Origin of the sequence: Cytobacillus firmus NBRC 15306, from assembly GCF_001591465.1 — a bacterium.
Taxonomy (GTDB): Bacteria; Bacillota; Bacilli; order Bacillales; family Cytobacillaceae; genus Cytobacillus; species Cytobacillus firmus.
In genome coordinates, this window is record NZ_BCUY01000014.1 from 18,171 (window position 1) to 43,968 (window position 25,798).

At 42.1% G+C, this 25,798-nt stretch carries 29 protein-coding genes and 2 pseudogenes; 3 read left to right on the forward strand and 28 right to left on the reverse strand.

The window, feature by feature from the left end:
- Nucleotides 1-144: 144 nt before the first annotated feature.
- From BFI01S_RS23300 to BFI01S_RS06415, 20 genes and pseudogenes are all read right to left on the reverse strand, one after another.
- Nucleotides 145-303: a hypothetical protein gene (locus BFI01S_RS23300; RefSeq protein ID WP_169799731.1), complete on the reverse strand. Its 159-nt coding sequence runs from the start codon at nt 301-303 to the stop codon at nt 145-147.
- A 216-nt stretch (nt 304-519) separates the two neighbouring features.
- Entirely contained in the window at nt 520-1,080 is a 561-nt protein-coding gene (locus BFI01S_RS06330) for a sugar O-acetyltransferase (protein WP_061791852.1), read from the reverse strand.
- A 75-nt stretch (nt 1,081-1,155) separates the two neighbouring features.
- Nucleotides 1,156-1,365 carry a hypothetical protein gene (locus BFI01S_RS06335; protein WP_061791853.1) on the reverse strand — a complete coding sequence of 70 codons (210 nt, stop codon included), beginning with the start codon at nt 1,363-1,365 and terminating at the stop codon, nt 1,156-1,158.
- Nucleotides 1,366-1,491: 126 nt separating this feature from the next.
- Entirely contained in the window at nt 1,492-2,199 is a 708-nt protein-coding gene (locus BFI01S_RS06340) for a DNA alkylation repair protein (RefSeq protein WP_061791854.1), read from the reverse strand.
- 54 nt (nt 2,200-2,253) lie between these two features.
- Complete coding sequence (locus tag BFI01S_RS06345; RefSeq protein ID WP_061791855.1) at nt 2,254-2,949, reverse strand: Type 1 glutamine amidotransferase-like domain-containing protein; 696 nt, start codon at nt 2,947-2,949, stop codon at nt 2,254-2,256.
- Nucleotides 2,950-3,064: 115 nt separating this feature from the next.
- Nucleotides 3,065-4,309: an MFS transporter gene (locus BFI01S_RS06350; protein ID WP_061791856.1), complete on the reverse strand. Its 1,245-nt coding sequence runs from the start codon at nt 4,307-4,309 to the stop codon at nt 3,065-3,067.
- 378 nt (nt 4,310-4,687) lie between these two features.
- On the reverse strand, nt 4,688-5,791 hold the full coding sequence (gene xylF, locus BFI01S_RS06355) for a D-xylose ABC transporter substrate-binding protein (RefSeq protein WP_061791894.1): 1,104 nt from the start codon (nt 5,789-5,791) through the stop codon (nt 4,688-4,690).
- Nucleotides 5,788-7,329, reverse strand: a complete 1,542-nt coding sequence (locus BFI01S_RS06360) for a response regulator (protein WP_061791857.1) — start codon at nt 7,327-7,329, stop codon at nt 5,788-5,790. The genes xylF and BFI01S_RS06360 overlap by 4 nt, the downstream gene beginning before the upstream one ends.
- On the reverse strand, nt 7,326-8,765 hold the full coding sequence (locus tag BFI01S_RS06365) for a sensor histidine kinase (RefSeq protein WP_061791858.1): 1,440 nt from the start codon (nt 8,763-8,765) through the stop codon (nt 7,326-7,328). Before BFI01S_RS06365 ends, BFI01S_RS06360 begins: the two co-directional genes overlap by 4 nt.
- Complete coding sequence (locus tag BFI01S_RS06370) at nt 8,762-9,739, reverse strand: sugar ABC transporter substrate-binding protein (protein WP_061791859.1); 978 nt, start codon at nt 9,737-9,739, stop codon at nt 8,762-8,764. The genes BFI01S_RS06365 and BFI01S_RS06370 overlap by 4 nt, the downstream gene beginning before the upstream one ends.
- A 209-nt stretch (nt 9,740-9,948) precedes the next feature.
- Entirely contained in the window at nt 9,949-11,124 is a 1,176-nt protein-coding gene (locus tag BFI01S_RS06375; RefSeq protein ID WP_061791860.1) for a sugar ABC transporter permease, read from the reverse strand.
- 12 nt (nt 11,125-11,136) lie between these two features.
- On the reverse strand, nt 11,137-12,657 hold the full coding sequence (locus BFI01S_RS06380; RefSeq protein WP_061791861.1) for an ATP-binding cassette domain-containing protein: 1,521 nt from the start codon (nt 12,655-12,657) through the stop codon (nt 11,137-11,139).
- An 83-nt stretch (nt 12,658-12,740) separates the two neighbouring features.
- The gene (locus BFI01S_RS06385; protein WP_061791862.1) at nt 12,741-13,817 is read right to left on the reverse strand and encodes a sugar ABC transporter substrate-binding protein; all 1,077 of its coding nucleotides are present in this window, start codon (nt 13,815-13,817) and stop codon (nt 12,741-12,743) included.
- Nucleotides 13,818-14,064: 247 nt separating this feature from the next.
- Nucleotides 14,065-14,838, reverse strand: a complete 774-nt coding sequence (locus BFI01S_RS06390) for a TerC family protein (RefSeq protein WP_061791863.1) — start codon at nt 14,836-14,838, stop codon at nt 14,065-14,067.
- A gap of 134 nt (nt 14,839-14,972) precedes the next feature.
- Nucleotides 14,973-15,830, reverse strand: a complete 858-nt coding sequence (locus BFI01S_RS06395; protein WP_061791864.1) for a manganese catalase family protein — start codon at nt 15,828-15,830, stop codon at nt 14,973-14,975.
- 206 nt (nt 15,831-16,036) lie between these two features.
- A complete protein-coding gene (locus BFI01S_RS06400; protein WP_061791865.1) occupies nt 16,037-17,236 on the reverse strand; it encodes an erythromycin esterase family protein in 1,200 nt (399 codons plus the stop codon).
- 169 nt (nt 17,237-17,405) lie between these two features.
- Nucleotides 17,406-17,792: pseudogene (locus tag BFI01S_RS06405) on the reverse strand (N-acetylmannosamine-6-phosphate 2-epimerase); the annotation flags it as partial.
- Nucleotides 17,759-17,911 (reverse strand): annotated as a pseudogene (locus BFI01S_RS23905) (GNAT family N-acetyltransferase); the annotation flags it as partial. The pseudogenes BFI01S_RS06405 and BFI01S_RS23905, both read right to left, overlap by 34 nt.
- A 62-nt stretch (nt 17,912-17,973) precedes the next feature.
- Nucleotides 17,974-18,429, reverse strand: a complete 456-nt coding sequence (locus BFI01S_RS06410; RefSeq protein WP_061791866.1) for a hypothetical protein — start codon at nt 18,427-18,429, stop codon at nt 17,974-17,976.
- Between the two features lie 34 nt (nt 18,430-18,463).
- Nucleotides 18,464-18,655: a hypothetical protein gene (locus tag BFI01S_RS06415; RefSeq protein WP_061791867.1), complete on the reverse strand. Its 192-nt coding sequence runs from the start codon at nt 18,653-18,655 to the stop codon at nt 18,464-18,466.
- Between the two features lie 147 nt (nt 18,656-18,802).
- On the opposite strand from BFI01S_RS06415, the gene BFI01S_RS06420 reads away from it, so the two are divergent.
- On the forward strand, nt 18,803-19,270 hold the full coding sequence (locus BFI01S_RS06420) for an SRPBCC domain-containing protein (protein WP_061791868.1): 468 nt from the start codon (nt 18,803-18,805) through the stop codon (nt 19,268-19,270).
- Between the two features lie 36 nt (nt 19,271-19,306).
- Here BFI01S_RS06420 and BFI01S_RS06425 read toward each other — a convergent pair whose 3' ends face one another.
- On the reverse strand, nt 19,307-19,510 hold the full coding sequence (locus BFI01S_RS06425) for a ChaB family protein (RefSeq protein WP_035325486.1): 204 nt from the start codon (nt 19,508-19,510) through the stop codon (nt 19,307-19,309).
- Between the two features lie 294 nt (nt 19,511-19,804).
- Nucleotides 19,805-20,281 (reverse strand): Lrp/AsnC family transcriptional regulator, encoded by a 477-nt coding sequence (locus tag BFI01S_RS06430; RefSeq protein WP_048009697.1) that lies wholly within the window; start codon nt 20,279-20,281, stop codon nt 19,805-19,807.
- Nucleotides 20,282-20,489: 208 nt separating this feature from the next.
- Between BFI01S_RS06430 and BFI01S_RS06435 the strand changes: the two genes are divergently transcribed.
- Nucleotides 20,490-21,443, forward strand: a complete 954-nt coding sequence (locus BFI01S_RS06435) for a DMT family transporter (protein WP_061791869.1) — start codon at nt 20,490-20,492, stop codon at nt 21,441-21,443.
- A 42-nt stretch (nt 21,444-21,485) separates the two neighbouring features.
- Here BFI01S_RS06435 and BFI01S_RS06440 read toward each other — a convergent pair whose 3' ends face one another.
- Entirely contained in the window at nt 21,486-21,782 is a 297-nt protein-coding gene (locus tag BFI01S_RS06440) for a hypothetical protein (RefSeq protein ID WP_061791895.1), read from the reverse strand.
- 239 nt (nt 21,783-22,021) lie between these two features.
- On the opposite strand from BFI01S_RS06440, the gene BFI01S_RS06445 reads away from it, so the two are divergent.
- Nucleotides 22,022-22,462 (forward strand): cell wall hydrolase, encoded by a 441-nt coding sequence (locus BFI01S_RS06445; protein WP_061791870.1) that lies wholly within the window; start codon nt 22,022-22,024, stop codon nt 22,460-22,462.
- A 118-nt stretch (nt 22,463-22,580) separates the two neighbouring features.
- Here BFI01S_RS06445 and BFI01S_RS06450 read toward each other — a convergent pair whose 3' ends face one another.
- From BFI01S_RS06450 to spxA, 5 genes are all read right to left on the reverse strand, one after another.
- Nucleotides 22,581-23,414, reverse strand: a complete 834-nt coding sequence (locus tag BFI01S_RS06450; RefSeq protein ID WP_061791871.1) for a hypothetical protein — start codon at nt 23,412-23,414, stop codon at nt 22,581-22,583.
- A gap of 112 nt (nt 23,415-23,526) precedes the next feature.
- Entirely contained in the window at nt 23,527-23,991 is a 465-nt protein-coding gene (locus BFI01S_RS06455) for a hypothetical protein (protein ID WP_061791872.1), read from the reverse strand.
- Nucleotides 23,992-24,480: 489 nt separating this feature from the next.
- Nucleotides 24,481-24,810 carry an IDEAL domain-containing protein gene (locus BFI01S_RS06465; RefSeq protein WP_061791874.1) on the reverse strand — a complete coding sequence of 110 codons (330 nt, stop codon included), beginning with the start codon at nt 24,808-24,810 and terminating at the stop codon, nt 24,481-24,483.
- Nucleotides 24,811-24,894: 84 nt separating this feature from the next.
- Complete coding sequence (locus tag BFI01S_RS06470) at nt 24,895-25,308, reverse strand: RrF2 family transcriptional regulator (protein ID WP_061791875.1); 414 nt, start codon at nt 25,306-25,308, stop codon at nt 24,895-24,897.
- Nucleotides 25,309-25,391: 83 nt separating this feature from the next.
- Nucleotides 25,392-25,787: a transcriptional regulator SpxA gene (spxA, locus tag BFI01S_RS06475; protein WP_061791876.1), complete on the reverse strand. Its 396-nt coding sequence runs from the start codon at nt 25,785-25,787 to the stop codon at nt 25,392-25,394.
- Nucleotides 25,788-25,798: the final 11 nt, after the last annotated feature.

Below are 25,798 nucleotides of genomic sequence, written 5' to 3' on the forward strand. Positions count from 1 at the left end.
TGCAAATCCATTGCTCTTCTTCTATATTCTCTGTATTTACACTTTTCACTCGTTCTCACTGTTCACTTTATATGTTGATTGCTAAATCGCAGCCATCTTTTTGAATTCCTCTTTCAAAATAATGCCCAGAATTAAACCAGGGCTCTATAAACCTCCACAATTGGGCGGTTTGTCCTTTTCCCCCTCAGCGAAATCACAGCCTTCAGCAACTGATTCAAGTCCGTAGTCTGTATGGCTTATCTCATATGAACCCTGAGCATTTTTCTGGATATCCCCGAGCGGCTTTTCTTTCTTTTTTCTCATGTCTTCCCTCCTATTTGTTTATTTTAAAGTTTTATCTCAGATGAGAAATATTATTCGTGTTGAGGTTGAAGCAGCCCCTTCTAAAAAGCTATAACGCCATATTCATGCAAAATGCCACTGTAATTAAGAATTATCGGAAGCTTGAAAAATACACTAGTACATAAGAAAAGCCAATTCCCCACCGGGAATGGCTTTTTTATGGATGCTGAGGAGAATTTAAAGCTCAATTTGTTTAATTACTTTCGCTGGATTTCCGCCAACTACCACATTATCAGGCACATCTTTCGTAACAACTGCGCCAGAAGCGATCACAACATTGTCCCCAACTGTTACACCGGGGTTAATTACGGCACTTCCGCCAATCCACACACTGTTTCCAATCGTAATCGGCTTAGCATATTCCCTGCCTGAATTGCGTTCTGCAGGATGAAGGGGATGTGTTGCCGTATAGATATGTACGCCGGGCGCAAGCATGCAATTATCTCCAAAACGCACTTCACAGACATCCAGGATGGTACAGTCAAAATTCGCAAAAAAGTTTTCACCTACATGCGTATTATAGCCGTAATCAAACCTGATATTGGGCTCCATATATACGTTTTTTCCGGTAGACCCAAGTAGCTCCTTTAATAACTTTATTCGCTTTTCCCCTTCAGTCTCCAGAGTCTGATTGTACATTCTGACCTTTCGTCTTGCTTCCTCGCGTTCCTTTAATAATACAGGATCGGCAGGATCATACATTTCTCCGGCCAGCATTTTTTCTTTTTCTGTTTTCATTTTATGACCTGCTTTCAAATGAATTCATTAAATACAGAATTGAAAAAAGGACAGCGTACCTGTCCCCGTGTCTCCTTAGCGTGAGGCTTTAGGCGGCTGGCAAACCTCACATTTGCGCTGGTGATTATTTTTGAATTTCGTAAATGTTTTTTCAAACTGGCTGCCGCATGCACATTGAAAAAGCAGCTTTTGAGAAAAACCATGGTATTCAGTCGATAGGAGCTTACTATCTGAGTTTTTCTCAACGAAATCGTTAATCTTGCTGATGGTCCATCGTTTATTCATTACCTTACCCTCCATATTGAATCGCTGAGCGGACATCCGTTCCACTATTAGCGCATCTCATCATTCCTAAGTTCCTCATTATAACACAAAGGGACAGGTTCATTGTCCCATCCGGCCCCAATAGGTTTAGCATCTAACATATTTCCGTTTAAAGCCAATCCTTCCTCTATCTGCTTCCTTTTGGATATTTTCTGAAGCCTGCAGGATGGTGCTTTTCTTCTTATCCCGTTTCATTTCGACCGGCCCAATGGCTTTTGCAATCTCAAGCGCCTTTTCATGGAGCGGCAAATAAGAAACACCCACTGTATAGACAAAATTATTCATGGCGGATTTCGTACGCTCCGGAGAATTGTGAATAGTGTCTTTCACTTTATCAAGCATTTTGGCCAGCTTAGCCTCTGAAAATTCAGTGTCCGGACGATTTCCCAAAAGCCAGCAATAGCAGCTCCAGCCGCCTGACATCCGCAGTTCTTCCCCGCTTTCTATCCATTTATCAGCAACTTCCTGTGCAATATCTGCTTCAGCTAATGTGACAGCCACTACATAATCGGACAGCATATAAAAATATGCATCATCCATCCAGCGGTCAAAATCCGCTTCGGTCATGGCCTCAGGATCTGCAATGACGCCTGCAAAGTACATGGCATCGTAGTTCCCTGTGGCGTATAACTCCTCCGCCAAGGGCTGATTTCTTTTAATTTTTTTAGCGATTGGCTTCATTGCACCTGTTGCAACACCAAAAAGCGGCTCATGTGCTCCGTTAGATATGTACATTTTCTTGGTCCGTTCTTTGCCGAGAGCCTCAAGCTCCTGCATAACCGTCTCAAAATCCATCTTTAAGCACTTCCTTCTATTTAAATAAAGTTAACAGCAAAAGACTGATTCGCATCAAGAACCCAAATATTCGGTTTTCAATTCAATCTCTTTAACTTCTTTATCGAAATAGACCTTATAGGCCTTGGCATCCGGTCTAGAGCTTACAATTCTGCTGACCTCCTCCTCAATGAAGTGGATAGCCACTCCATCATCCGCTGCAATTCCAGGCTTTATTTTATCAGAAGCCAAAAGCTCATGATAGGCAGGCCTTCTATCTGCTTCCCCGTCATAATGAGGACAATTACTTCCTTTTAGAAAGCCGAGGCATGTTAAGGGCTCCAGTTTATCGCCATAAGAATCCGTAATCCCTTCTTCAAACCAGCAAATGGAGCCTGCACTGATGCCGGCTAATACGATTCCTTGGTCCCATGCCTTTCGTAAAATCTTATCTAATCCCCATTCTTTCCATAAAGCCAATAAATTCTTCGTATTCCCGCCTCCAACATAAATGATATCTTTATCCAGTATAAACCCCTCTATATCTCTTGTTGGCGGTTTAAATAAAGATAAATGGGAAGGCTGGCACTTCTGCTTTTCAAAAAAGTCATAAAACCATTTAATACAAATATCGGAATCTCCTGTTGCAGTAGGCACATAGCAGACTTTTGGATTTTCTTTACCTGACTGACGTAAAATGTATTCATCCAATAATGGATTCTCCGGTTCCATGGAGAACCCTCCTCCTCCGAGTGCGATAATTTGCCTCATCTTTCTACTTCCCCTCAAGTGATGTTACGTATAACTATTCTCCTTCTGCACTTTTGTTCCCTGTTTTCACATGAAAATAGAGCTGCCAATATGACAGCTCCATTTCATGAGAATTTTACGATTCACTCAGCTCAGGCTTCCCTGCTTCCAGAAGCACCTGATCCCGGCCTAAAATGACAGCTAACAGGATAATGAATGCCCCTGTTCCCACAAGAAGCCATTCGATGGCAATGACATCTGCAACCGGGCCAAATATCAGCATGCCAATCGGCATCATGGAGGTGGAGATCATCCCCATGACACCAAACACTCTGCCTAAATAATCCTCTTCAATTTTTTCCTGAAGCAATACAGTTACCGGTGTATTGAAAATTGGCATGGCAATCCCGAAAAACGCCATGAACAATAAATAAATCCAGAAAACCGGCACGATGCCGAGTGCCAGGGTGCAGATCCCCATGATGAGACTGGCAAGGGTCATGGTTGTAATTTTATTTGGATATCCACCCCAGGAAGCAATAATTCCGCCTCCTGCCATCATGCCGACTGAAAAGGCAATCTCAATGGCAGTCAGTTCCCACACGTCTCCTCCAAAGGTGCGGGTAACCTGCAGCGGCGTCAGAAAGGCCGCAGGCGCCATTAGCACGATGAATACGGCAAAGAATAAGAAAAACTTCTTCAGGAAAGGATTACTGTTCACATATTGAAGCCCTTGTTTAAAGTCGCTGAAGTAACTTGCTGTCTGTTCCGCTGCTGCTTTTTTGTGCACAGCAATTTTGACAAACGTCATCAGTGTAACAATGGCAACCGCTGCTGTGATGACATCGATGAAGAAGATGGCCTCAAGCGATGCCATAGCGATTAAAGCGGCACTGACCATCGGTGAAACAAACATAATGACAGCCTGTATGCTCCCATTTACTCCATTCACTTTTGTCAGCTTCTCCTTCGGAACAATCTGAGGCAGAATCGCCCCGACTGCAGGAGTCTGAATCCCTGTTCCAAGGGCACGAATCCCTGCCATGACAAACAGCAGCCAGATCGATTCATATCCCATTAAAAAAAGGATAGCGAGTATCAGTGTTGAAAAGGCAATGAGGCCATCTGCTAAAATAATCAGCATTTTCCGGTTGTACCGGTCTGCCCAAACACCAGCAACCGGTGATAAAAAGAAGGTCGGGATGAACCCGCAAATGATGTAGAGAGTCATCATCAAACCGGATTCTGTCGTTAAGGTAATATGCCACATAATGGCGTATTGAACGAGGGACGATCCAAAAAGGGAGATCGTCTGGCTGCTTAAAAAGAGAATAATATTCTTCAGCCAATTTTCCTGCAGATTAGGATTTAAGGTACTCATATATTAATCACTCATTTCTATATTTTATAAAAACATGCTTTGCCTATATTCAGCTGAATCCATCCGAACTCTATATTCTATTTCTGAAGACAGCAAAAAAGAGGAGAAATTCATCTCCTCTTTAAAAAATACCGTTAAATTTAGGTTTCCTTAAATAGACAGACCAATCCCGTCGCTCTGAACATAGGCAGAGCCTTCAAACGTATTCAATTAACGATTGAAAAGCGGGTTTCTTAATCTCATTGATGCTGTCAACAGGAAAACCTCCATTTCATTATAATTACATTTATCATACCAGCAGAGAACCGTTCACGCAATAGGGACTCAGGGACAGGTTCCAAGTCCCAGTCGGGGGCGTGGGTGTCTGTCCCCGCGCCCCTACTTATAAACTTCATCTCTGGAATGAAACCCATCTGCAATAATGGTGCTATCCATGTTGTGTTTATCAACAGCAATAGGCGAAAGAAGGACTGAAGGCACTTCAATTTTGCCATTATTAATTTTTCGGGTTGTTTCTACCTGTTCACCCTTTGCTATTCTGACCGCAAGTTCAGCAGCTTCTTTGGTCAGTGTTCCGATAGGTTTGTATACTGTCATCGTCTGCGTGCCTCTGATGATCCGCTGGGCACCGGCAAGCTCGGCATCCTGCCCGGCTACAGGGATTTTTCCTGCCATCCCTTGCACCGCCAATGCCTGGATGGCACCGCCTGCAGTTGCATCGTTTGCCGCGATCACTGCATCAATTTGATTTTGATTGGCTTTAAGAGCCTCTTCCATATTCACAAATGCATTCGCCGGTGTCCAATCTCTGGACCACTGATCATAAACAATCTGAATATCTCCTTTATCAATTAAAGGCTGAAGCACGTTAAAGACTCCTCGTTTGAATAAATGTGCGTTATGGTCAGTGATTGCTCCGCCAATATACACAAACTTCCCTTTAGGTACCAGTTTGGTGATGGACTTTGCCTGCAGCTCACCAACCTTTTCATTATCAAAGGATATGTATAAGTCGATATCAGCATTTTTCACAAGCCGGTCATATGAGATGACCTTAATGCCTGCCTCATGTGCTTTTTTGACGATCGAAGCGGTGGCTTCAGCATTATGGGGAACGACAACCAGCAGGTCCACCCTTTGTTTTATTAATGTTTCTGCCTGTGATATTTGAACCGCATCATTCCCATTCGCAGCCATGATCTCCACTTCCGCTCCAAGCTCTTCTATAGCCTCTTTGAACAGATCTCGATCCTTCAGCCAGCGTTCTTCCAATAAAGTATCCATTGAAAAGCCGATTTTAATGGGTTTCTTCCCATCCTCTCCTCCTTGCACTTTGCCTGCCGCAGGTATTGCTTTCCCGGGATTTTTTTCGATTGCTGTATCCATTTGGCAGGCTGACAGGAGGCAAACCAGAAACAGTGCAGCCAGAGTCAGCTTCCTTTGAATCCTATCCATCTGTCTTGCCCCTTTTCCTTCCATCAGTCTTTTTTGCCCAGAAGGGTTTTGCGGAATTCCGTCGGTGAGCGGCCGCACATCTTTTTGAAAACCTTGCTGAAATAGTTCGGTTCATGATAGCCCACCTCAAAGGTAATTTCCTTCAGACTTTTCCCGTGATCTGCCATCAGCTTCTTTGCTCTTTCAATACGGCATTCAGTCAGGAAGTCAATATAGTTAACCCCTAGCTTCTCCTTGAACATCTTACTGATATAAATCGGGCTTAACCCCACTTTCCTTCCCAATGCTTCAAGAGAAATATCTTCATGGGAATGTTCGGTTATATATTGTTTCAGCTGATGGACAGTATCCGCTTCCAGCCTGTCGTAATGCTCCATATACGATTTCCTCATCTGTCCTAACAATTCATCCGTTTCAGAGCGAAGCTGCCGGAAATCCTGCGTTTGATAGGCAAAAAATGGTGCGGGAGCTTCAACCCCAATCTCACTCATTACGCGTGAAGCAATCCAAAGCATTTGCAGCACCCGCTGCTGCGCTTGAATCACCCCTGCTCTTTCCGTTTCACAACGCTGAATCATCTCCATTACACGCAAGCTGATTTGCTGCCATTTTCCAAGCCTGACTTGATCGAAAAACTGTTTTTCCCGTTCTTTGGTCAGCTGCAGATCCTCCCCTGCACTAAGTACTGGCACGTCGGAATAAAAACGGTATTTAACAGGAAGAGTTGAATCCAAAGTGGCAATAAGAGATTCCTGATAGGATTGACGGATGGATTGCAGGGAACCGCAATCATTCCCGATCCCGACGAACCAGCCTTCTGATGACCCTTTTTTTGCAAGAGAAAGAATTTCGCCGGCCATGGATATAGCCTGCGAACGGAATGAATGCTGCTTTTCCCGAAAAACAATGATGGGAAGCTGACGGCCATATAGTGCACCTACCCATGCACTGCCTGCTTGTCTGACCTTCTCTTTGACTGCGGTATAGAGGTGTCCCTGTCCATCGGGAAGCAGGATGCTCATGACAAACTGTTCATCTGTTGAGCGAATATCGAGCATTTCAACCAGCATATCCAGATGAACTTCATGGACATGATCGAACAGCAGCTGTGTCACGACATCTGTCTCAATGACCGGAAGAGCCCTTTGCAGCGCATCCTGCTGGAGCTTTGTCATTTCACGGAACCTCCGCTCTTCCTCAATATGTTCAAGCACCCTCCCAATTGTTGCTTCAATTTCCGTGATCTTGCTTGGCTTCAGTAAATAATCCTTTACCCCAAGCTTTATCGCCTGGCGTGCATAATCGAATGTATCGAAAGCTGTAATCATGATAAATTTAATATGCGGAATCTCTTCACTGATTTGCTTTATAGCTTCCAGGCCATTCATCCCTGGCATTTGGATGTCCATCAGGATTAATTCAGGCATAAACTCTTTAGCCAGCTGAACGGCCATCTTTCCATTTTTCGCCTGGATGATTTCAACACCAGGAAAGGCTTTCTGCAGAATCATTTCCAGTCCTTCCCGCTCAATTTGTTCATCATCCGCGATCAGAAGTTTTGTCATGCAGCCCCCCTCCTATCTTTCGGTATTTTCATCACTACTTTTGTACCTGCAGCACTGCTCTCAATGCTCATCACATCGTCACTGCCGTAAAAAAGGCGCAAACGCCTGACTACATTGGTAAACCCGATGCCTGTTGAATTTCCATCTTTCTGAATGAACTGCCCTTGAAGAATCTGTTTAATTTTTAATTCCTCAATTCCTGGACCATCGTCTTCCACTTCTATAATTACACAGTCATTTCCGTCCTGAATGCGAAACCAGATTTTCCCGCCATCTTCCCTGGGCTCGACTGCATAATTAACGGCATTCTCGATGATTGGCTGCAGCGTGAGACCCGGAATGTCCACATTCAGACACGTTTCATCTATAGACATTTTCAAATGCAGACGATCTGTAAATCTGGCTTTTTGAATATCCATGTACTGCTGCAGGACCATCACTTCTTCACCAAGTGTCACGGGCCTATCAAGCCTTTTTAAGTTATAGCGCAGCAGGCCGGCAACACTTACAAGCAAGTCACTTGTTTCAAGAGAACCTTCCAGATAGGCTTTCTTGGAAAGGGTATTTAATGTGTTAAATAAAAAATGAGGGTTAATTTGGCTTTGCAGGTTCAAGAGCTGACTTTCCTTCAGCAGCAACTTGCTTTCCTGCAGCTCATGCTCCAGCTGTGCCTTATGCTGGATTTCTGAAATCAGATTATTGATATTAACCCGCATCCGGTCAAAAGTCTGCGCAAGGAAAGCAATTTCATCATTCGAATCAACCTTTATCGGCAAATGAAATCTTCCCCTTGATAAATCATTGGCTGCCTTGGTCAGCTTCTGTACAGGCTTCGTGATGCTCAAGGAAAAGCCATAGGTCAAGAACATTAAAAGGCATGTGATCATCAGCATGAGCCAAATCCCCAGTTTTTTAATTTCTTCGGATTGTTCAATGATCCCCCGGTAAAACCGTTCATATGTATTCAGTTCACTATCGACCAGTGTCAGCGTCATCTCAGATATATACATGGAGATGCGCGTTGCTTCCGAAAATTCCTTGGCCGAGTCCTCTGTCTCCTTTTCTTTAAAGAAAAGAAGGGAGCGGTCCGTCGTCTCAACCAGGCTATCAATTAGATTCATATAATTTGTCAGTGCAAAATCATTTTCTGAATTTCGCAGATATGAAACTTCACTTCTCACCTTTATCATTTTTTCCTTGCTAGTGTTCAATTTGTCCAAATTCTCCGGAATGGGGGTGATAAAATAGTTATTCAAGTCTGCAATCATCTGCTGGCTTGTCCTTGTAACCTCATTCATCCGAAGGTACCGCTGAAGAATATCGTTATATTGATTCTGAGTTTTCTGATTATAATAAGTAAGTGTGATCCAAATGGCTGCCATGATCAAAAGAATTACAGTCGTAAGTGTCCAGATTTTCTTATGTATTTTGTTCATTTCTTTTCCAGCGCCTTTAATATCCTGATATCGGTCAGGTAGCCATCAGATTTCAGCGGCACTTCTTCATCCTTGAGCCATTTTAAAATCAGCTCTGCACTGAGGCTTCCCATTTTCTCAGGGGATTGTTCAATGATTCCATCAAGTTTTCCCTGAGTAAGCAAAGAAATTGAATCCGGACCATCGTCAAAAGAATAGATATAATAAGGTTCAACCAGTGATCGCCTGCCAATTTCATGAATCATCGCTCCGGCTATATTGGCCTTAATAGCTACAAAACTATCAGTATCCGGGTTTTGATTCAGCATGTTCTGAGTGGCAGCAATAATTTCCTCCCTAACATCAGTCGTTTCCGCATAGACTGTCTGGATATTTGGATAATCCTTCAGTACCTCATGGATCCCATCGAGGCGCTGCTGCTGATAATACTCTTTATGCTTGTCGCCCATAAGGATGACTTTTCCCTCATGACCCATATCGTCAAGAAGCTGTTCTGCAATTAACTGCCCGGCCAGATATTGATCAGAGCCGACGTACGTTTTTCTCAAACTTTCAGATTTGGGCACGTCATTGGCCACTGTAATAATCGGAATTCCATAAAAAGCTGCTTTTATCTTTGCTAAATCTTTGAATTCCTTAGTGTCCAGACCCTGAACAATGATGCCGTCCACTTTTGATTGAATGGCTATCTCCAGCTTTTTTAAAAATTCCTCTTGATTCTTTCCATAGCTTCCCCAGACTTCCAGACTTGCCCCATTCTTCCGTGCTTGTTCCCGTGCAGCAATACCTGCCTTATCCCAAAAAGGGGTCTCTAATTCCTGTGTTATCAGAACCAGCCGGTATTTCACTTCCTGTCCATCTGATGCTGCCGGAAGATCCCGTTCGGATGTAAACGCTTTCTTATAAAGCGTGAATGTGAAATAACCAAGGACGATACATGTTAGACAAAATATTAAAATACCCGTTTTACGCAAGGCTGTATCTCCGTTTCTAAGTATGAATAGTTAAATAATTTTAATTCTATCACCTTTTTAAGGCTGATAGAAGAGTTAGAAAGTGAGAGGATTGTTTGTTGTTAACAAGAGGATAATCAGCGCTTTATGGAATGCTGCCCATCTGCATCATAAGGGCACCCTTGCCGGATGCCCCATTTTCAAAACTATGAATGCAGGAAACTGGTAATCTAGCCTCTCTTCTTCCGAGTCATGACATCAAAGATCACAGCACCCGCCAATACGCCTCCACGGATCATATACTGGAGGGAAACCCCTACTCCGAGCAGATTCATACCGCTGGATAAAGAGGCCATGACCACAGCACCAATAATAGCACCGGTGATTTTGCCCACGCCCCCTGCTGATGAAACCCCGCCAACATAAGCAGCTGCAATGGCATCAAGTTCAAATAATGTCCCGGCAGTAGTAGTCGCTGACTGAAGCCGGGAGGTAAATAATATACCAGAAAGGGCTGCCAGCATCCCCATTGAACCGAAGACTATATACGTAATTTTATTTACATTGATTCCGCTCAGATGTGCCGCTTCCGGATTGCTTCCTACTGCATATATATGTCTTCCGAGCACGGTTTTCGTTGTCAGGAAATGATAGACGACAACCACTAAAAGCATGATGACAACTGTCCAGGAAAATCCGTTGTAGCCTGCGAGGATCCATGTAATATAGGAAATGATAGCTGAAACGAAAACTAATTTGACAATAAAAATCCCTTTAGACACTACCTCGAATTGATAGTTGATCTTTTTTGTCCGGGTGGAAATTTCACTGTATATATACAGCAATATCGCCAGTAATCCCAGAATCAGTGTAAGCAGGTGCAGTCCATTCACTTGCATAACGGAAGGAATAAATCCGTTCCCGATTGCGTTAAATCCGTCATCCTTGATGATAATGGTCCCTGTTTTCTCTGTTACCTGAAGAAGGGCTCCTCTGAAGATCAGCATTCCTGCAAGTGTAGCAACAAAGGATGGGATACCAAATTTTGCAACTAGAAGACCGTTGAACAGTCCGACAAAAATACCCAGCGCCAGAATAACCGGAATAGTGATATAAAAAGGCACTCCCATTCCCGTCAGGAGAATTGCAGCAATGGCCCCCAAAAAGCCGGCAACAAATCCGACTGAGAGGTCAATATGGCGAATCACGATAACCAGCGTCATCCCCACTGCCAGGACAGCAATGTACCCCGTTGAATCAAGCATGTTGCTTATATTTCGTGAAGACATAAACAGCCCGTCAGTCATAATGGTGAAAGTGAGCATAATAACGAATAAGGCAATGTACATGCCGTAGTCACGGATATTATCTTTAAATAGCGTCTTCGCTTCGTTAATAAATTCCATTAGATTAACCTCCTATTGCGTAGCAAGCTGCATAATACTTTCCTGATTGGCTTCTTCAATCGACAGCTCACCTTTCATTTGGCCTTCCGCCATGACATAGACACGATCGCTCATCCCAAGAACTTCACCCAGTTCCGAAGAAATCATAATGATGCTCATGCCTTCCTCAATCAATTGGTTCATAATCGTATAAATCTCGAACTTAGCTCCCACATCAATGCCACGCGTCGGCTCGTCCAGAATCAGCAATTTCGGCCCGACAAATAGCCATTTGCCCAGGGATACTTTCTGCTGGTTTCCTCCGCTTAAGTTGCCGACAACCTGTTCAAGTGATGAAGCTTTGATATACATGGACTTTTTATATTCCGCTGTTTCCTTCACTTCTTCGTTATCGTTAATCACTCCATTTACTGCAACCCGTTTGAGATTTGCTGCAGAAATGTTGTTTTTAATGTCCTGTATTAAAAACAGGCCGTCCCCTTTTCTGTCTTCCGTCACATACGCAATCCCTGACCTGATGGCGTCACTCGGATGCTTCAGCGTCTTTGGAACGCCATCCACCAGGAGCTCGCCTTGCAATTTATAAGATTTTGGATTTCCGAAAATACTCAGGGCAAGTTCTGTCCTGCCTGACCCCATCAAGCCAGCAATCCCGACAATTTCTCCTTTTTTAACATGAAAATTAACATCTTTTACAACCTGCCTGCCCAAATGCACAGCATACGCAGACCAGCTGCGAAGCTCAAGAACAGGATCGCCAAACGTCTTGTTCGGCCTCTTCGGATAAATATCTTCAATCTCCCTGCCAACCATGTTTTTGATAATGACATTTTCAGAGATTTCACCTTTTGCTGCGTCCAGGGTACAAATTGTTTGGCCATCACGTAGCACCGTAGCCTTATCTGCAATGGAAATGACTTCCTTCAGCTTATGGGAGATCATAATGCAGGTAATTCCCTGCTTTTTCAGCTCACCTAACAAATCCAGCAGATTTTCGCTGTCATCTTCATTCAATGCTGCAGTCGGTTCATCCAGGATAAGCAGTTTCACATCCTTGCTTAAAGCTTTGGCTATTTCGACCAACTGCTGTTTTCCAACGCTCAGGTCTTTAACGAGTATCTCAGGGTTCACATCGAGCTTAACCTTATCCAGCATTTTTTTAGCTTCAGCAATGGTCCGGTTCCAATCGACGATTCCCCCTTGCTTGATTTCATTGCCCGCAAAAATATTTTCATAGACTGTGAGATCAGGAAACAAGGCAAGCTCCTGGTAGATAATGACGATTCCTGCCTTTACACTGTCACTAATTTTGTTGAATTGCTGCACACTGCCCTCAAATACAATATCACCCTCATATGTGCCATAAGGATATACGCCGCTGAGCACCTTCATCAGAGTGGATTTGCCCGCTCCATTTTCACCGATTAAGCAGTGTATCTCACCTTTCTCCACCTTGAAATTGACATTGCTGAGCGCTTTAACACCTGTAAACTCTTTGGAGATTCCGTGCATTTCCAAAATATTTCCGCTCATTATGACTCCCCCTTAGCCAAACAGCTATTCAGAAGGAGAAATAGTGATAGACGCATCTATCACTACTTCTCGTCCTTTATTGATTAAAGCCCTGTAAATTCATCTGCTTTATAGTATTCAGAATCGATCAGTTCATTTTTTACGTTATCTTTGTCGACAACGATTACATCTGTTTGCTTTGCTTTAACTTCAATCTTGCCGTTATCGTATGATCCAGTTGTCTCAGGGTCTTTGTCTTCAAGGATATCAATCGCCATGCCCATTGCATCTTTTACGAGAGTACGAACATCCTTGAATACTGTCATGGATTGCTTTTCATCAATAACATATTGAATGGAAGCTTTCTCTGCATCCTGACCTGTCACAAGATAGCTGGATATTGCGCTGTCTGTTCCAAATACATCTGCAATGGAACGGGCAGTTCCGTCATTCGGAGCAAGAATAGCCACATTGCCCTTCAAATCGTCAGAGGCTGCTGTCAAATGCGTTTGCGCTTTGTTCTTTGCTTCGTTAGGATCCCAGTTCGTTGTTACCTGACCAATAATTTTGCTTAGCTGGTCACGGGACAGATCAGCTGTATCTTTCAAAGCTTCGGCTTCGCTTGAGTTAGCAATCTTGAATGTGCCATCTGAAATTTTAGGCTGAAGCACGCTCCATGCTCCCTGGAAGAATAAGAAGGCATTATTATCAGAAGCAGCGCCGGCATACAGGTACAGAGGCACGTCCTTGCCCTTTGCGTTGTCAACTAAATATTGTGCCTGTGCAGCTCCTACTGCAAGGCTGTCAAATGTTACATAATAATCAATTGCATCTGTGTTTGTAATTAAACGATCATAGGAAATGACTTTTACGCCATCCTTCTTTGCGGCTTCAACCGCCGCTGCAGCTGCATCACCATCTTGAGGACAGATGATCAGTACATCGATCCCTTTGTTCAGCAAAGTCTCTACATTTTCTTTTTCCTTAGCCGAAGATCCCTGGCTAAATAAAATTTCAGTTGTGTATTCCGTTCCTTTTAACGCATCTTTAAATCTTTGCTCATCCTGAACCCACCTAGGCTCATCTTTCGTTGGCAAAACAATCCCGACACTTACTTCACTGCTTCCGCCGCCGGTTCCCTGGCTGCACCCTGCTGCAATAAATGCAAATATCAACAGCATAAGAGAAACGACTTTCCACTTTCTTTTCCCCCTTTATAATGGATAAGAATTACCTGTCTACAGGAAAAATTATAACTTTATTCCCAGTTCATGAAAGCGTTATCACTAGCACTCTTTTAATATCACCTGTAATTTTTTATACTTTAATCGAATGTTGCAGCAGTTTTATTTTCCCAATTAAAAATAGACAGCCCGCAAAAGCTGTCCATAAGAAAATGCGTTAATCCTAAGATCAACGCATTTCTCTTTATAAAGCTTCACCCTCAGTTTGCTTTTTACCCGGAGCAAACCACCCTAGCAGTGCAATGGCCACCAATACGCCATAGAAGACGATAGTCCAGCCTGTACTATGAGGAAAATGATGATCAAGGACACCGATATCCTCATGGGCCAGTGTGATAACAGCAAGCTTGACACCAACCCAGGCGACAATCGCATAAGCCGTTGTTTCCAATGCGGGCCTTTTGCCAAGCAGCTTTACAAACCAGGTTGCCGCGAACTTAATCAGGATCAGTCCGGCAATCCCGCCAAGCACCACTACAATAAACTGGCCGCCATCCATGCCGCCGAAATCGTCAAGCGGTGAATCCGGCAAACCAAGTGCCAGTGCAACTGCAGCAAGAATCGAATCGATGGCGAAGGCAAGATCAGCTAATGCAATCTTTCCTACTGTAGGCCAAAATCCTTTCCCGGCCGCTTCTTCCTTCACATCTTCACGAATATTTTCGTTTTCTTTCCCGAACTTGGCCTTAATCACATGTTTTAAGCCAAGGTACAATAAGTAGGCAGCTCCGATCGCCTGGATCTGCCAGACGTTTGCAATAAATGATATGGCAAATAGCGCACCAAACCGGAAAACAAAAGCCATAATGATTCCGTAATTTATCGCTCTTTTCTTCTGATCTTCTGGTAAATGCTTCGCTATGACAGCTAAGACAAGAGCATTGTCAGCCGACAGCAATCCTTCCAGTCCAATTAATATCAATAATGCCCAGGCATACTCGAGCCAAATAGACTCCATCCACGACACTCCTTTCAGGAACAAACAAGTTCTTCATTGATTAGATAAGTATAGATTCCCCAAAAATGCTAAAGGAAACCTTAAAAATGTATAAAATAAAATGGCTCCTATATTCAGGACGCCATTCGAAAAAACTAATTATTCAAATCAAAAAGCCCAGGTGCATGTTCATTCGGCATGTCAGGCATTTCTGGGACAGGATAGCCTTTTGGCGGTTCTACAACGGCAAGGTCTCCGCCATTTCTGCTAGGAGTGGTTCCTTGAAAAATCTCACCAATCCGGGTCTCATCAAGCCTGAAATTAAACTGGGCTTTATGGAAGCCCATTTCAACGTACTTACGGCATTCAGGGTATTTATTTAAATCATAATTAGGAATCGGGAATAGTTTGCCCCAATCAACACCCAGCGTTTCCAGTGCTTTGGCGAAGGCATTTTGATGGGCATTATCCCGCACTATTAGGAAGGCAATCGTTTCCCTCAGCGTCTTATTGCTGCTCATTTTGTAAATCCTTGATTTTTGAAGAACTCCAGTGGATTCAAGAACCACATTATTCAGAAGGTTCGCCACCAGGTTGCCATGGTCATATACCCAGGAGCCATTCCACGGGTTTCCGCCAGCATCGACTGGAAGAGATGCCTTTGCCCCAATAATAAAATGATGCGGATTCGCTCCACCCTGGATGACATCATCCAAAGGGGCCCCATCTGCTGCCTGGTTGCCGGGCATATCCCCTCCCGCTTCATTCAGAAGCTGATTAATCGTGGATTGGACAAGCTCCACATGGCTCAGCTCTTCCAAAAATACGCCTCTTATCAGATCGCGGTATTGCTTCGCCTTGCCTCTGAAATTCGCACTCTGGAATGAGAACTGCATCATTGTCCGCATTTCGCCAAACTGTCCGCCCAACGCCTCCTGCAGCACTCTCGCCGCATGCGGATCCGGCTTATCAGGTACAATCATATTGATTAAATCTTCTTTATAAAAGTACATAGATCATCAATCTCCTTTTACTAAGCATTCTTAATTAGAATGCCTGACCGGCGGCCCATTATTCATCCCGGATTGATGTCCCAGCACTCATTTTTTGGAGAAGCAGGACCTTGCATTAATAAAAATAAAGTCCCGAGGAAGAATCGCCGAGTAGTCGGATTTATAGTCGCTATGACCACATATTCTTGCCTGCTCTCATTCATTCATCATTCTAAATAAACGGGCGGCTGCACCTTTCTGCAAAAAAAGATACCGTCATAATGCTTTTGAGGATAAATGGAAATCGGCAGCTGCCCCATCATCCCTGCTTCAAGGAGCTGCCATCTCCGCTTCATCCAGTTTCGTTCCGGAAGCCCCTTGTCACATAAAGGCACAAAGCTGTCATGCCGGCAAGCCTCCATGAACAAACTTTCCAGGTGCTTATTTTTGGAGGCATCAATGGAAAAGCGAACTCTTAGCAGGGAAGCAAACTCACCTGCTCCTGCATAAAAACCTATCGAATAAACCTGATCGCCATAACATTTTGATAGCAGCTGTCCTACATTCGTAATTCCAAACAGCTTAGAAGTTACTGTTTTGCTTTTCCTGATGTGAAAATTATGAGCCCAAACTATGACTTTTTCACCCTTGTAATACTCTTCTAATAACCACTGCAGGTTCTTGAACATATTCGTTCCCCGCATGATGCCAGATGCAATCCAGCTTTTTGTATTGATTTCCAGCCACTTTAGCCGATTTTCAAGTCCTTTCCTAATAATTAAAAAGATCTTTTCTTTTTCCAAATCAGCTTCCTTCAATCTGGTCTGAAAAAGTTCCAGACTTGTATGATATAGTTCCATACACATATGTATTTGTTCTCTGAGCTGCTTACGTATTTTCGTTTGTCCCCTTAGCTCCTCATCAATGGTGAAAAATACTGTTTCTGCCTGATGGATGGAATCATATAGTTCTTCATCTGAATGGAGTCCAAGCCATTCCAGCATCCGCTGAGAGACCTCCTGGTATGCGGGCTGAATATCCATTCCTGAAATATGAAGGCCATCTGCCCAGGACTCCTGAAATAAAGGAATCATCTCTTCATTATGAAAAATATCAAGAAGACTGTGCTGAATTTGTTCTTTAGCAGGCAGGTTTTTCAGAAGTCTTCTGCTTAATATCGCTTCAAGCAAGCCGCTCTCCAATACAACAGCATTAAATCCATGGACCTTATGTAAATACTTAATCATATTCACTTTTGTTCTATAAAAATCTCCGATCCCATGGCTGCTCTCTCCCAGCAGAACAATCTTTTTCCCTGAAACATATGGATCAATGCAGGAGAAATCTGCAGGATCCTTTATTTCACAGCTCTGACCGGCTATTTGATCTTTCCAAAGTGATTTTGTTTTTCGTGTAATGAAATTCATTAACAAGCCTCCAACTTACCTCGCGGGTCCCAAAATGACTATATTTATTAGTACGATTTGGAAATAAATTGGTTTCACCTATTCATATATTTGGCAAAAGGAGCCTTCAAAAAGGTAAAATAACTTGAATCCATTCGCAGAAGAAACGGGGAGACTATATGAATGCCTATACTGTGGGTGCGACAATATCAAACCCCAGCTTATCAGCAAAAATGGCTTCTTCCACTGAAGAGACATCTGCCATCAGCAGAATATGAGGGTACTTTGATCTTACTTCCTGATAAAACACTTCCAGACTCTTTCCATCCGGACGGATCCGGTTCGTTGCATCTGTAGCAATGATTTCAGCACCCGTATCAGCTATAGCATCTATCTCTTTCAAGGTTGGTGTAATAAAGACTGGATGGCCGTTATATACCTGTTTGATGATGCCGATCACCGGAAGATCGACTTGTTTTTTTATTTCCCGAATATCAGAGACGGAGTTAGCCCGGATGCCAACTGCCCCTCCCTCCTTTGCAGCTAATGCCATGCATCCCATAATGAATGGGCTATGAGCCCTTTACCCCAATAATCCTTTAACAGATATTCCGGTTCACCAAACTTCTTTTTCCAAATCTTTTGTGATTGTCTATAGCCCGAATCCAGACAGAACTCTTCCACCCCTTTATCCATTTGAAATGAACCATCAGAAATAAAATTAGCGAATCTAAATCCAAATTTGGAAGATCCTCTGATTACTGAATAACCACATTCCCTGCATATTGTGCACTTCCTCTATCAGAACGAAGATTCACTTCTATTACATATTCACCTTTTTCTTCAGGAAGAGAAAAAGAACGATGGTCATTTAGGGCTAATTGAATCTCCTTATCATTTTTCCATAGGGAAACTGATAATTCTTCCACCATAAAATCTTCACTGTCAAACAGCAGATCTATTTTTTTCCCGGCATCATAGGTCAGTGCTTTCTGTTTCTTCGCAAATGATATCCAATCATTTGTTTCTTTCTTGATCTGCTTGTTATTTTCTCCTCTCCAATCAACATTTGCTTCCTTTAATTCTGCTGACTGTACACTATCGGTGTTTGAGAGAGTTACAGCTGGCGGAGTGAAATCATATTCTTCCGCTATGCAGCCTGCCAAAGCCATAACCAGCCATAACCCGGCAGCCAGTTTCCAAAAATATTTCATTTAGCACCTCTATTTTTTATAATATTGCCTGGATTCAGTCACCGCCTCCTCCGCAGCCGCCGCCATCAGCGCTAAAACTATCACAGCTATCCGAGCTGCTGCTATAATCTCCTATATAATGATGGGAGGAGGAATTCCCTCTATCATAAGTACGTTTTGATGGTTTGGATCCGCTAATACCAATCACAATAATAAGAAGCAAACCCATAATAATTATTCCTGACATGTCCATCACCCCTTATTTCTCTATACGGATGATGGCTTATTTAGTTTCAGAAAATTTACAAAATAATAACCTTTATTAAATTCCAGCAAGCTTTGCCGAAAAAACTAGTAAGATGCTTTTGATTAAATAGAAAATGAGGATTTTAAAATGGAAGAAATTCTAGTTTACAGGTATGAAGATGTCATTCACGCCCCGATTGATTTGGTTTTTAAATACGTGGATGACGATGAAAAAATAAAGCTCTGGAATACCATGCTGATCGAAAACATTTATGACAATGAGGAAAACAAAGCAGTCCCGCAGCCTGGGACCAAGTTTGTTACCGTTCAGAAATTGGATAAAAAAATCCTCAAAATCGAATCCGAGCTGATCGAATATGAGGCTCCCTATAAAGTGGTTATGCACTCCCATTCCAAAGAGGGATTAAGCATTTCAAGGTATCTCTTATCAAGGGAACATGACGGGACGCGTCTGATTGTAGAAGCAAGCCTGATTCCGAGCAGCCTCTTTTATAAGCTGACAACCAAACTTTTAGGCTGGACGGTTAAATTTGTGTTTGAAGATCAATACCAGAACTTGAAGAAATATGTTGAGAATGAGGCGGAAGAAGATTGAAAAAAGGTGTCCTCAAACCGGACACCTTTTAACTAGTTACTCTTCCTTTTCAACCCATTTATCATCATCATTCTTCTCATATTTCTTCTTCACTGCACTCCAGGCCACCTTAAAGGCCGTTTCTTCTTCGTCATACTCTTCACTTGCAGAATTAAACGCTTCCTTAAAGATTTCCTGGGCGTGATGCGGAAGATTGTCTTTAACAGAGTCTGGCAGATCGCTTAGTTTATCGTATGGCATTTTTGTCTCCTCCCCTGCACAAGTACTTATAGGTATTTTTCCTGATTATGTTTGTTTTAAACACAGACAAGAATACCCTCATACAGAAAAGCTAATCGGCTGGTCATCCATCGTTTAAATCCAATCTTTCACATAAGCCACTAATCCGATCATAGAACCAATTACTGCGCCAAAAAGCACATAATGACGGGTTTGGAGCTGCGCGAGCTTTTTCGTCAACCTAATCCCTCCTGAACTTTGTTTCTAGATTCTACGATTTTTTCTGGAAAAGGTATCAATTTCCCCATAAAAATGCTATTCCTGAATCGGCAGCACCGTCGAATCCTTAATCTCCCTCAGCGCCAGGCTGGTCTGTATTTTCGTGATTCCCATTTCATTCAGCTTCCTGATGAACATCTCCAGCCCCTTGCGATCCTTGCACGCCACTTTCAAAAGATAATCATACTCTCCTGTTAAACAATGACATTCTAAAACTTCCTTCATGGATTCCAGCGTCTTTTCAAGAGATTCCAGCTTTTCCGCCTGATGCATATTGGTGCTCATAAACACGAAGCATAATAAATCAAAGCCCAGCTTCTCATGGCTTAGAATAGCGACATGCTCCTGGATATACCCTTCCGCTTCTAGCCTCTTAATTCTCGCATGCACAGCCGGAGCTGACAGATTCACTCTTTTCGACAGTTCCAGATTGCTGATCCGCGCATCCTTTTGAAGCAAATCCAAAATTTTTATATCCAGGTGATCCAGTACCTTACTTACAATCGATTCCACTGTCCATCCACCCTTTTCAATTATTCAAAATCCTGTTCAATTCACATACCCAAACTGAATTTTTTATACTAATAATCCAATATACTTTTAATTATTTCGAATTAATATCATTATACAAAATTATCTTTTGTTTAATGTAAAAAATGTTAAAATTATTCATATAAACAATGTCATTGTGCACAATGGCTCTGAAAAGGGGCTAAATGACGTGAAATATTATCTTCTCCTTTTATTAACAAGCTTACTTTGGGGCGGAAATTTTATTGTTGGAAAAACGCTTGTGGACCACGCAACTCCTATTACCTTAACCATTTTAAGATGGACCATCGCCATTATCTGCCTCGTTCCTCTTGTCTGGCATAAAGAGAAACGGCTAATTCCGCCGAAAAATGCCTTACTGCCATTATTTCTGATGGGCATCACAGGCGTAGCTTTGTTTCAGGCTCTGCAATTCATGGCACTTGAAAAAACATCGGCTACGAATGTTGGGTTAATTTCAACATTGAACATGTTTTCGATTGCTGCATTCTCTTTCTTTTTTCTTAAAGAAAAAATGAATTCACTTCAATTCCTTTCCATGTATGTTTCATTATTCGGCGTTTTGCTTGTCCTCTCAAAAGGGAACTTGGAATTATTATTTTCAATGGAATTTAATGTGGGAGATCTCTATATGATGGCAGCTGTAGGTATGTGGGGAATCTATTCGGTCTGCAGCAAATGGGCCATGTCTTTTGTTTCACCAATGATGTCCATCTTGTACTCAGGCATATTTGGCCTTCTTGCTCTACTGCCATTCGGCACTGCTGATTTCACCGTTACAGATGTCAGTGCTTCCTTTCTTTTATCCATTCTGTATACGGGTCTGATTTCAACAGTCCTATGCATGGTGCTCTGGAACATCGGGATCAGCCAGCTGGGACCAAGCGCTTCCGGGCTGTTCCTGAACTTTAATCCGATTTTCACAGCCCTCTTGGCTTTTATCTTCTTAGGAGAAGTTATGAACTGGATACAAGCCATTGGAAGCATCATTGTCATTGCGGGTTGTTTCTTATTTTCGGCACTTAAAACCAGGCCTGGAAAAACAACAATGGGGATTCCTGCACCAGTGTTTAAGAGAGGGACAGAGGGAGGGACAGAGGGACAGGTTCCTCGTCCCAGTTAAAAATTCGGGAACAGAACCTGTCTCCTTGTCCCTTTCTAATTATTAGTGCGGTATTGAATGTGTAATCAAATAAAATACCATAAATATACTAAACAAGAATAGCAGAATTAACACCGTATAAAAAACCTTTCTCCAAAATCCGCCTATGTAGTAGATACTTACTAAAAAGTAATAGATTAATGCACTTCCAAAAGTAAACAGAAGAAATTCTTTCGTTTCTTCCTTTGATGGCAGTGGTGTCGTCACATTTGTTAAAGCCATACCACCGAAAATAAATAGGCCTATACCATATAATAAATTTTTCAGGCTTACTTCTCTTTTATCATCTTTAGTTTTCAAGATACCTTCCCCCTTAAATAGTGGTACGAATTCCCAAAGTGAAAGTTTCACCCAATGTTTACTTTTCTGCATTTCTCTAACAGACATAGCATATAAATTAGCAAGCTCATTAACTCTAATATTTATATATCTAATAAGGGGGTGCTGAACGCGATGCAGTTTGCACCCCCAATTAATATTTTCTCGAGTTAACATGTTTGCAGAATTTCTTAATACAATTCCTTTAGAGGTGATAAAAAGTGCCAAGGGTACAATATACCGACAGCGATGTGGCTTTAATGGCCAGGATGATGAGAGCAGAGGCCGAAGGTGAAGGAAAACTGGGGATGCTGATGGTTGGAAATGTAATCGTCAACCGCCGAAAAGCTAATTGCCTCGATTTTGAAGGCTTAAGGACCATCCCGCAAGTCATTTTCCAGGTGCAGGGAGGGAATTATTCTTTTGAAGCCGTACAAAAAGGAAATGTCTTTTACAACAGGGCACGAGGTGTGGAAAAGAGGTTGGCCAAACAAACCTTAGATTATTGGAGACAGCATCCTTCCAAGTTTGCTCTCTGGTATTTCAATCCGTACGCTGCTTGTCCTCCAACATGGTACGATCAGCCGTTCTCAGGACAATTCAAACAGCATTGCTATTATGAGCCTAAGGCTAATACATGTGAAGGTGCTTATATTTGGTGACCGCTGCCCCCCACACTTTGTGGGGGTATTTAGATTTTATAAATAAAACTCTTAATTGCACTTTATTTTTTCAAAAGTTATTCGCATAAATCATCTATCACTTTCTAACAGCCTGCATTTAGTGAGTTTCATTATTCCGTACACACTCTTCTTCAGGCTTCCTGTCAACCTGCTTCCACTCGTCATTTCCACTTTTACGGAATTGGGCAATTTCTATATCGGTACCATTGGTTAAAACAGCAAATATGAAGCAATAATCTGCTCCATCCTTACCATGAAAATAAATATTTTTAATGTATTCATTTCTAACCGTTGGATAAATATGCTGTATCAAATTGCACCAATGTCCATATTTCACCTCTACAACAGCTTCCCCATCCTGATCCCACCCATGGTATGGTGCGCACAGGAAATCTTCATCTATCTTACCTATTTCAGAAATTCGAAAACCTTCTTCTCCATGTACAAGACTGATGAATCCGTAAGAATATCCAAAGTACTCAGCATTCTTGCCTTTAGCTCCTACAATCGTTTCAATTTCATAAAAAAATCGTATTCCACGCTTTCCATCTGGAACTCGGCATAGCTTGATTAAGCTTGTGTGCCCTATCCCAGAAAATGATTGGACATACCCTTCATAGCTTAATTTATTCTGATATTCGCGAGACAAAAAATTATAAGCAATAGGGAATGGAATTTTTGCCTGGCCTATGGTGCCGCAGCTTCTGCCGCCCATATTTTCAGCTTCGCGCAAGATACTGAAGTAATTGAGAACCGTGTCTTCGGGGGTTATGGTCAATTGAGGAGGAATCTTGATTTGATCGTGAGTTTTGTCATAGAAGGCAGCAAAGAAATCCCAGGTGCTAAACCTTAGATTTAACGCTCGCAAGCAGGAAGGGCGGAAATATTTCTGATGATAGGCTTCTATGTCTTTTTGGTTTAGTCTAAACATATTCATCACCCCGATTTCAGTTTATGGGCAATGGAGGGAATGGTGTATTGTAATAATTTTCATCGAATTCCATTGTGTTCGGACAAACATAGGCTGACTTGGACAATACACATCAAATTCCACCAACATCCATAAGATACACGCCGCCCATAAACACAATCCAGATGAAAACCGGCAAACATAATGATTTCAAAGCATTGCTCCAGCCGCCGATTTGTTTACGGCGTAAAACAATATCCGTAACGAAATATAATACAGCTGCAGCTAAACTTAATCCAAGCAGAATTAATCCAAAAAGCAAGTGAAGGAGTAATGAAATATAAAATTCCAGTTTCCTGTTTGTATGATTCGATATGAATAAGGCTATGCAGTCACTAATGACAGAAGTTACTGTGCCATAAACCAAAATGACCGGGAAGCTGTACAGAAGATAGAAGGGAATGGACAACATAACTCCCTGAAAATACTCGCCAGCTGAATTTAATTCTCCGGCAAACGGATCCGCTGCAATCAGACCTAACAAAACGGCGAACAGCGACCCTGCTATAGATGCAGTTATTATTTTTCTTGCCAGCATTTGACTGATATTGTATTTGATATAAAATCATCCCTTTAAAAAGAATATTGCATGATCACTCACATGCTACCTTTTTACCAAATGTAAAAAGCTATAAAAACCATAAAAAATGAAACAGCTACAATTAAATACCCATACTTTTTTCTGCCTTTTATAAACTCATCCGTCCCCATCACCATCATAAACAAGCTTAACAAATACAAATTAAAGGGCATCCACTCAAAGTTATTAGTAATTAACATATAAAGTGCTAAAGGAATAATAATGACGGACAAAACTATTCGTACTATTTTTATTAAAGGCTATCCTCCCAATCCGCCATTACGCGATATTAAATCTTACAAAAATAGTGGTATATCCCCTGAAATAATATATTCGAAATCCAAGCCCTAATACCTCTTAAAATGGTATTATTATGGGATAATCTGCACAATAAAACAAAGTGCCTGCATCCACCTGCTGATAAGCAGACTGACACAGGCACCGGATTTATTTAACATCCTTCACAAGCTCTCTCATTGAGTTCAGCTTTGTGGACAATTCAAAGAACCATTCTTCATCTCCAGTGGAAAGAGCAAGATCAATTAGGAAATGAATCTGTTCCTTGTTAGCCACTTTCGCCGCCGGCATTTTCTTAACCTGTTTGCTCTGCAGCGGAATGATTTTGCCTTCAATGGTTTTATTATCACTCGAAATCACCTTTGTCTTAATCATTCCTTCTTCGAGGTTCTCGATATAGCCAATGATCAGTTCCCCGTCACGGGATTTCCCCTTAACCCAATCTCCCGTTTTTAAAATGGCATTATGGTTGGACATCATTTCATTCACCTTCTTAGAAGAGTTTTTTAAAACTGTAACATTTTTTATTACATTTTAGCTGCTGGAAAGCCTGGAAGCTCCCAATTATTTTTCTTTATGGATGAGATCAACAATATCTTTTAAGGTATAGTGCTTCAAATATTCACCCAAATGTTCCTCTGCACCTAAAAAGATGCTGACCAGAACTCTTTGCATATTCGCACCCACTACACACGCTTCATTTGAATCCGGACACTTCGGCTGCAGTGCACCTTCAGATGTAATCTTATAAATATCCCAAAGATTCACTTCACTTAAATCCCGGGCAAAAATAAATCCGCCGCCCGATCCCTCTTTCGATTTAATAAATCCATGTTTTTTTAATAAACTCAGGACTTTTCGGATGCGGACCGGATGGACACCTGCACTTTCAGAAATCGCATCGCTCGTTGACATGCGATCCAGCTGCAGAGCGAGATAAGTTAGACTGTGAATGGCAAGAGTAAAATCGCTATTCATGGCCGGCCTCCTATACTTCTGATACTGTACTGTAAGACTAAGTGTTACAGAATGACTTGTCAAGAATTTACAGACTGCGCTGTCTAGTTAGCCAATCTTTGCAGTTCATTGTATGAAAACGTACGAAACTTCCGTGGAAGGAAGCTGCGGATTTCATCCTCGTTAAAGCCGACCTGGAGTCTTTTTTCATCCAGAATAATCGGTCCGCGGAGCATTTGCGGGTTATCAATAATTAATTGATATAACTCTTTCAGCGGCATGGAATCAATATTCACGTTCAGATCCTGGTAAGTTTTTGATTTAGTTGAAATAATCTCCTCTGTCCCATTTTCTGTAAGACGAAGAATTGATTTAATTTCATCCACTGTAAGCGGATCTGTTACAATATTCCGTTCAACATACTCTATTTGATGCTCCTCAAGCCATGCCCGGGCTTTCCGGCAGGAACCGCAGCTTGATGATAAGAATAAATTCACCAATTAAAAACACT